The organism is Geminocystis sp. CENA526, assembly GCF_050753365.1.
Lineage (GTDB): Bacteria > Cyanobacteriota > Cyanobacteriia > Cyanobacteriales > Cyanobacteriaceae > Geminocystis.
The window spans coordinates 1-6,383 of the sequence record NZ_JBLZFY010000159.1; the positions used below are offsets into that span (position 1 = coordinate 1).

At 33.6% G+C, this 6,383-nt stretch carries 7 protein-coding genes; 4 read left to right on the forward strand and 3 right to left on the reverse strand.

Annotated elements, in window-relative coordinates:
• Positions 1–395 precede the first annotated feature (395 nt).
• Entirely contained in the window at positions 396–1,046 is a 651-nt protein-coding gene (locus ACN4EE_RS21595; RefSeq protein WP_431708577.1) for a carbohydrate ABC transporter permease, read from the forward strand.
• 167 nt (positions 1,047–1,213) lie between these two features.
• Entirely contained in the window at positions 1,214–1,534 is a 321-nt protein-coding gene (locus ACN4EE_RS21600) for an STAS domain-containing protein (protein ID WP_431708578.1), read from the forward strand.
• 114 nt (positions 1,535–1,648) lie between these two features.
• On the opposite strand, the gene ACN4EE_RS21605 is transcribed toward ACN4EE_RS21600, so the two are convergent.
• The 3 genes from ACN4EE_RS21605 to gmd form a co-directional block, all read right to left on the reverse strand.
• Positions 1,649–2,122, reverse strand: a complete 474-nt coding sequence (locus tag ACN4EE_RS21605; RefSeq protein WP_431708579.1) for a hypothetical protein — start codon at positions 2,120–2,122, stop codon at positions 1,649–1,651.
• A gap of 111 nt (positions 2,123–2,233) precedes the next feature.
• Positions 2,234–3,061: a carbonic anhydrase gene (locus tag ACN4EE_RS21610; RefSeq protein WP_431708580.1), complete on the reverse strand. Its 828-nt coding sequence runs from the start codon at positions 3,059–3,061 to the stop codon at positions 2,234–2,236.
• 282 nt (positions 3,062–3,343) lie between these two features.
• Positions 3,344–4,408 carry a GDP-mannose 4,6-dehydratase gene (gene gmd, locus ACN4EE_RS21615; protein ID WP_431708581.1) on the reverse strand — a complete coding sequence of 355 codons (1,065 nt, stop codon included), beginning with the start codon at positions 4,406–4,408 and terminating at the stop codon, positions 3,344–3,346.
• Between the two features lie 206 nt (positions 4,409–4,614).
• On the opposite strand from gmd, the gene ACN4EE_RS21620 reads away from it, so the two are divergent.
• Positions 4,615–5,442, forward strand: coding sequence for an ABC transporter permease (locus tag ACN4EE_RS21620; protein WP_431708582.1), 828 nt, complete (start codon positions 4,615–4,617; stop codon positions 5,440–5,442).
• Between the two features lie 59 nt (positions 5,443–5,501).
• On the forward strand, positions 5,502–6,260 hold the full coding sequence (locus ACN4EE_RS21625) for an ABC transporter ATP-binding protein (RefSeq protein ID WP_431708583.1): 759 nt from the start codon (positions 5,502–5,504) through the stop codon (positions 6,258–6,260).
• Positions 6,261–6,383: the final 123 nt, after the last annotated feature.

The window sequence follows — 6,383 nt, forward strand, 5'->3', positions numbered from 1 at the left end:
AGGGAAGAGGGGGAAGAGGGGGAAGAAAAGTAATTTAAAACATTTTTGTATTTATATATTCATACAAAGCCTCAAAACCTTGATTTTTATTACTTATTCCCTTTTCCCTTTTCCCAAATCCGCTTTTCCCTATCTTCATCAAAAGACTTTTTCAGCAAACCCTAAATATCCCATTAATTTGCTGACTTACTTATTGCTATAATTTCGATCGAACTTGTTTATTTCTTATTCGTAGAATATTAGTGATGTATAATCGCAATTCTTTTTTTAAAATAATTAGTTTTTTGATACTTTTTATAGGTTTAATTATAGTTTTATTTCCCTTATTTATTGTTTTTTATACTTCATTTTTTGATAATTCCTTAAATCATAGTTTTACTCTAAAATACTATCAAATGGCGTGGCAAAAAGGCAATTTTATCTTAGCTTTTGCTAATTCTACATTAGTTTCGATCGTGGTGACACTATTACAAATAATTAGTTCTACTTTAGCCGGGTATGCTTTAGCGAGAATAAATTTTCATGGCAAAAATATTGTTTTATTATTAATATTAGCAACCCTAATTATTCCTTTTCAAATATTAGTAATTCCGATCTTTTTAGTACTGAAATGGGGACACTTAATTAATACTTATTGGGCGTTAATTTTACCCACTGCTGCCAGTGGCTTTGGGATATTTTTAATGCGTCAATATTTTATCAGTATTCCCTTAGAATTAGAACAAGCCGCCGAATTAGATGGTGCAAATCGTTTACAGGTTATTTGGCATATTCTCTTTCCCCTTGCTAAACCTGCGGTAATTACCCTCTCTTTATTTACTTTCATCGGCGAATGGAATGACTTATTTAAACCCCTTGTTTTTACTAATAACCCAAAACTGACGACAGTACAACTTTCTTTAGCTTCTTTTCAAGAACAGTTTACCAGTAATTGGTCTTTACTCATGGCGGCGGTAGTGATTGCGACTATCCCAGTTATTCTACTTTTTATCATAGGACAAAAACAGTTTATTCAAGGGGTTAGTACTACTGGATTGAAAAATTAGCTCGATCGAGAGTGTCACTTTTGGTTAAAATATACTTAGACAAACAATGTACAATGTTAGTTCGATCGTCTTTTGGAAGAATTTCAAATCATTAATTTTTGTTACAAATGCGTAAGTTTTACTTATGTTATGTTTTTATTCATTTAAAGAGAGCAATTTATTAATCTATGTTACCAAAAATCAAAGTTCTTAGACCCGAAGGTATTTTCGACAATGCAAAATCCACTCAATTTAGACAACAAATTAGTGAGTTAATCAGTGAAGGTGTTAATGTTGTTCTCATTGACTTAAAGAAAGTAACTTTTATGGATAGCTCTGGTTTAGGTGCATTAGTGTTAATCTTAAAAATGATTCGTAATGCTAGTGGCAGACTTTTTTTAATGTCTTTAAATGATCAAGTTAAAATGTTATTTGATTTAACTAATATGGGTAATTTATTCGAGATTATTGAAGATAAATCTGAATTAGAAGAAAGATTAAAAAATTGATTCTGGGAATTAAACCGAGAATCTAAATTTAGGGTGGGCAAATGCCCACCAACCACTACAAATAATTTAAAAAAAGAAAATCCTAAAGGCTTTTCGAGCTTTCCATCAAAGATGTCACACAATGGGAGAATTGTTAGCGTTAATAAAATTACTCAGGGTTTGTTGAATGGCAGTTTGTAACTTTTCACAATAAATTTCCTTACTTTGTTGATAATTTTCGGGTTTTTCCACGAAAATAACGCTATCAACTTCTTTCATGGTAAACATTTGAAACAATATTTGACTCACTGGCACTTCTTGAGCAACTAAATCTCCTTCATTATTTTTAGTATCGGGAAATTGGGTAGCATCTTTAAGGGTAGGGAAAGCATAAATAACTTTTTTTTCTACTTCAGGGTGTTCTTGTGATCCTAAAATGGTTAAGATTAAATTATTTTCGAGGTTTTGTCTTAAATAATAGCTACTATAATCTAACTGATGAGCATAAGCACTAATAACAGGAATAACACCTTGTTCCATAATTATAGATGGTACTCCATATTCTGGGGCTTCATTGATTAAATTTCTTAATTGTTGATCTAAATCCATAATTTTTAGATATTGTTACTTTATTCCCATTTTACAGCACCCCTCCTCAAAGAAAGATTCTTAAATCTCCACATTCAACAAAAAATCTACTTTTTTAATTCTTAATTCTTATTATCGACTACCACGATAAATTCTTTGCGCTTGTTCGGGTGACAGGCGGTTCGATCGAGGTAAATTAGGATTAGGATTAGGATTAGTAGATTGTGTTACTGTTTCCGTAGGTGAATTTTTCACAGTATTAACATCCCGAATCCCATAAATAGACTTGCCCACAGAACAACTAGGATGTAAATTATATTTATATTCAGAATTATTGGTTCTACTTTCGATCGAAACAAAATCATGAACTTCTGGATCATAGGTTAAAACTTCTCCCGTTTCAATACTATAAATCCAACCATGAAGAAAAAGTCGCCCTTGATGTAAACGACTACGAATAATCGGATAAGTAGTTAAATTTTCTAGTTGAGTTAACACATTTTCCGCCACCGTAATTTGTAATAACTCCTCCCCTTCCACATGATTATAATTATCGACAATCAAGCGACGAGTAGCTTCTGCCTGTTTCAACCATTCATAAACTAAAGGCATTTTATCCGCCAATTTAGACATTTTCAATAAACCTTTCATCGCCCCACAATGAGAATGCCCACACACAATAACTTGCTCAATATCTAAAGCTGAAACTGCATACTCGACAGAAGCCCCCTCACCGCCATTGGTTGCACCAAAGGGAGGAATAATATTACCTGCATTGCGAATGACAAATAAATCCCCTACATTAGCTTGAGTGATAAGATTAGGATCAATACGAGAGTCAGAACAGGTTATAAATAAGATGCGGGGATGTTGCCCATGGGATAATTGTTCAAATAAATCTCGATGACTTTCAAAATATCCTGCTTGAAACCGATGTAACCCTTCAATAATTTTTTTCATGGTGAGTGAGACAGACTTTATTCATTCACAAAATTATACTCAAGTCTAGCACCTCTATCAATACCCTTATTGGTGCAGAAAAATAATCAGCTAAGACGCATTTAACTTGCATTTTTCTCTAATAGTTAAAAATACTGATAACTATTGACTGATATTAACTTTTGCCTTTTGCTTCTCTTTATCAGTAAACTTGGATGCTTTCTAGCTTACCTATTACCTATTACTTTTAAAATACTATGAGATAACCTACCCTCATCAAAAGACTTTTTCAGCAACCCCTATTTAATTGACGTTGTGCAACATATTTTGACGAATATAAGCAACATCTTTCACTTTTTCGCCGTTGTTAATGCCTAATGCTTCTAAATCGGCATCCACCATCAAATTAACTAACTCAGGGAAAGTAACTGAAGGTTTCCAACCTAGTTTTTGTTGTGCTTTAGTAGGATCACCGATTAACAAATCCACTTCCGCAGGGCGCAAATAACGCTCATCAAAGGCAACGTAATCTTCCCAGTTTAAGTTAACGTGAGAGAAGGCTAACTCTAAAAATTCCTTGACAGAATGGGTTTCTCCAGTGGCTACCACATAATCGTCTGGTTGCTCTTGTTGCAACATTAACCACATAGCGACAACATAGTCTTTGGCATAACCCCAATCTCTTTTAGAGTCGATGTTGCCTAAGTATAGTTTTTTCTGTTGCCCTGCCACAATACGAGCGATGGCTCTAGTAATTTTTCTGGTTACGAAGGTTTCACCACGGCGAGGGCTTTCATGGTTAAATAGAATGCCGTTACAAGCAAATAAGTTGTAAGATTCACGGTGATTGATGGTTTGCCAGTGTGCATATACTTTACCACAGGCGTAAGGACTACGAGGATAGAAAGGAGTCGTTTCTTTTTGGGGAATTTCCATTACTTTCCCGAACATTTCCGATGAACCCGCTTGATAATAACGTATATTAGCATTGGTTCTTCTTTGATAATCCCTCACGGCTTCTAATAGTCTTAATGTACCCATTGCCACGCTATCGACGGTAAATTCTGGGGCATCAAAACTGACTCTAACGTGAGATTGTGCGCCTAAGTTATAGACTTCATCGGGTTGTGTTTCTTCTAAAATACGGCGTAGAGTAGTACCGTCCGTTAAGTCTCCATAGTGGAGAAAAAATTTAGCACCTTCTTGATGAGGATCTTGGTATATATGATCTATTCGATCGGTATTAAAAGTAGAAGTGCGTCGGATGATACCATGAACGGTATAACCTTTACTCAATAATAATTCACTTAAATAAGAGCCGTCTTGTCCTGTTACACCAGTAATTAAAGCTGTTTTATGATTACTCATTCTTCCTTACATTAACTTTTATTTATATTTCTATGGAAACATAGTTTAATCTGTGGTTAAGTTTACTCGATCGATCCTCATTTTGAACACTTAAAATTAAAAAATTTGTTTCAAGGTAAAAATCAGAGATGACAGAAAAACAGGATAGCACTAAGATAGAATGATCTTAATCTCAATCAAATAATGAATTATTATTGCTAATATTTATGGTAATAACAAGAAAAAAAACTGTCAATTTTATAGATAAATTACCTTTAGGAGAAGATGTTAAACGTTATTGGGATCTTCTTTCTGTATTAATTCCTCAAAGTTTAAATGCTCGTTATCGTGGCTCTTTTTTAGGGGTATATTGGTCTTTATTAAATCCCCTCATTATGACGGGTTTATATACTGCTATTTTTGGAGCAACATTTGCTTCTTACTTCGGAGATTCGATCGTAAACTATATGTTAGCGGCGTTTACAGGTTTATTAATCATTAATTTTTATAATTCTTCCACTACTCAAGCATTAAGTAGTGTGGTGATGAATGGAGACTTATTAAATAAAATTAAGTTACCTGTTCCCGTTTTTCCCTTAGCAATGATTGGGGCTAATATTTTTCAATTTATGGTAGGCTCTTTTCCTTTATTAGCTATTGTCACCCTAGTAAAAACCCATAATCCTTTAAATGTTTTACTCTTATTATTTCCTTTTATTGCCTTAGTTTTGGTTTGTACAGGAGTCGGGTTTTTTGTCAGTGCATTATTTGTATTTTTCCGAGATTTAGGTTACTTTTATGAGATAGCAACTTTTATTGTTTGGATTACCAGTCCAGTGTTTTATCCTGCGGAAATTATCCCTGCTAGAGTGCAACCTATTCTCTATCTTAATCCTTTAGTACCAATCATTGAGAGTTTACGGGAAATAAGTTTAAATGGTGCTTTACCCGAATTAAGTCATTTAATGAGAGGCTTTTTAAGTGGCATAATTATTTTAACTTTAGGATGGTTATTTTTTAAGCGAGTGCAATCATCTTTTATGGATTTACTCTAAATTTTTATTATTAATTTTTATTTTTACTGAACTTATTATTTATTCTTATTAAAATGGCAATGAATCAAGAGGTTATTAGATTAGATAATGTATCTTTATGGCGCAGAACACAAGAAGAATTTTCCTATGATTTGAAAAAAACTCTGCTTTCTTTTTTACAAGGAAAATATACTAAACCAGCAAAAAAACAAGTTTTAAAAGAACTTGATTTAGTGGTTCATCAAGGGGAAAAGATTGGTATTATTGGTTCAAATGGTGCTGGAAAATCCACTTTATTAAAGGTAATTTGTGGTATTTTAGAACCGACTAATGGCAAGGTAAGAGTAAGAGGAAATATTGCTCCTTTAATCGAATTGGGGGCTGGTTTTAATGTAGATATGTCCGTTAAAGATAATATTATTTTGTATGGGGTTTTATTGGGTTATTCTAAGGAAGAAATGAAGACTCGTACTCTAGAAATTCTGGAATTTGCAGAGTTAGAAGAATATGGAGAAGTGCCAGTCAAAGCGTTATCTTCGGGGATGAAAGCGCGGTTAGGTTTTTCTGTGGCTACGGATGTTAAACCAGACATTTTGATTCTGGATGAGGTGTTATCTGTCGGGGATGCTAAGTTTACTCAAAAATCCCGTCGCCGTATTGAAAATTTATGGGAGAACAGTAGTACTATCTTGTTTGTTTCTCACAGTTTGGAGTATGTGGAGGATTTGTGCGATCGAACTATTTGGCTCGATCGAGGTACAATAGCCTATCATGGGGATACTAAGGAGGCTATTAAACTCTATTTAGATTCTGTGGGAGTTAAGGAATATATTAGATAAATCAGCAATGAAGAATGAAACAGGAATAAAGAATGAAAAATGAAAAATGAAGAATAAAAAATTATTGTAAAGTATTTTCTTCCCCCTCTCCCCCCTCTCCCCCTCTTTCCTATTTCTTCTACT

Excerpts from the sequence above, each read along its gene's own strand:
- ACN4EE_RS21595 (WP_431708577.1), top strand. The coding sequence starts at position 396 with ATGGCGTGGCAAAAAGGCAATTTTATCTTAGCTTTTGCTAATTCTACA.
- ACN4EE_RS21600 (WP_431708578.1), top strand. The coding sequence starts at position 1,214 with ATGTTACCAAAAATCAAAGTTCTTAGACCCGAAGGTATTTTCGACAAT.
- ACN4EE_RS21605 (WP_431708579.1), bottom strand. The coding sequence starts at position 2,122 with ATGGATTTAGATCAACAATTAAGAAATTTAATCAATGAAGCCCCAGAA.
- ACN4EE_RS21610 (WP_431708580.1), bottom strand. The coding sequence starts at position 3,061 with ATGAAAAAAATTATTGAAGGGTTACATCGGTTTCAAGCAGGATATTTT.
- gmd (WP_431708581.1), bottom strand. The coding sequence starts at position 4,408 with ATGAGTAATCATAAAACAGCTTTAATTACTGGTGTAACAGGACAAGAC.
- ACN4EE_RS21620 (WP_431708582.1), top strand. The coding sequence starts at position 4,615 with ATGGTAATAACAAGAAAAAAAACTGTCAATTTTATAGATAAATTACCT.
- ACN4EE_RS21625 (WP_431708583.1), top strand. The coding sequence starts at position 5,502 with ATGAATCAAGAGGTTATTAGATTAGATAATGTATCTTTATGGCGCAGA.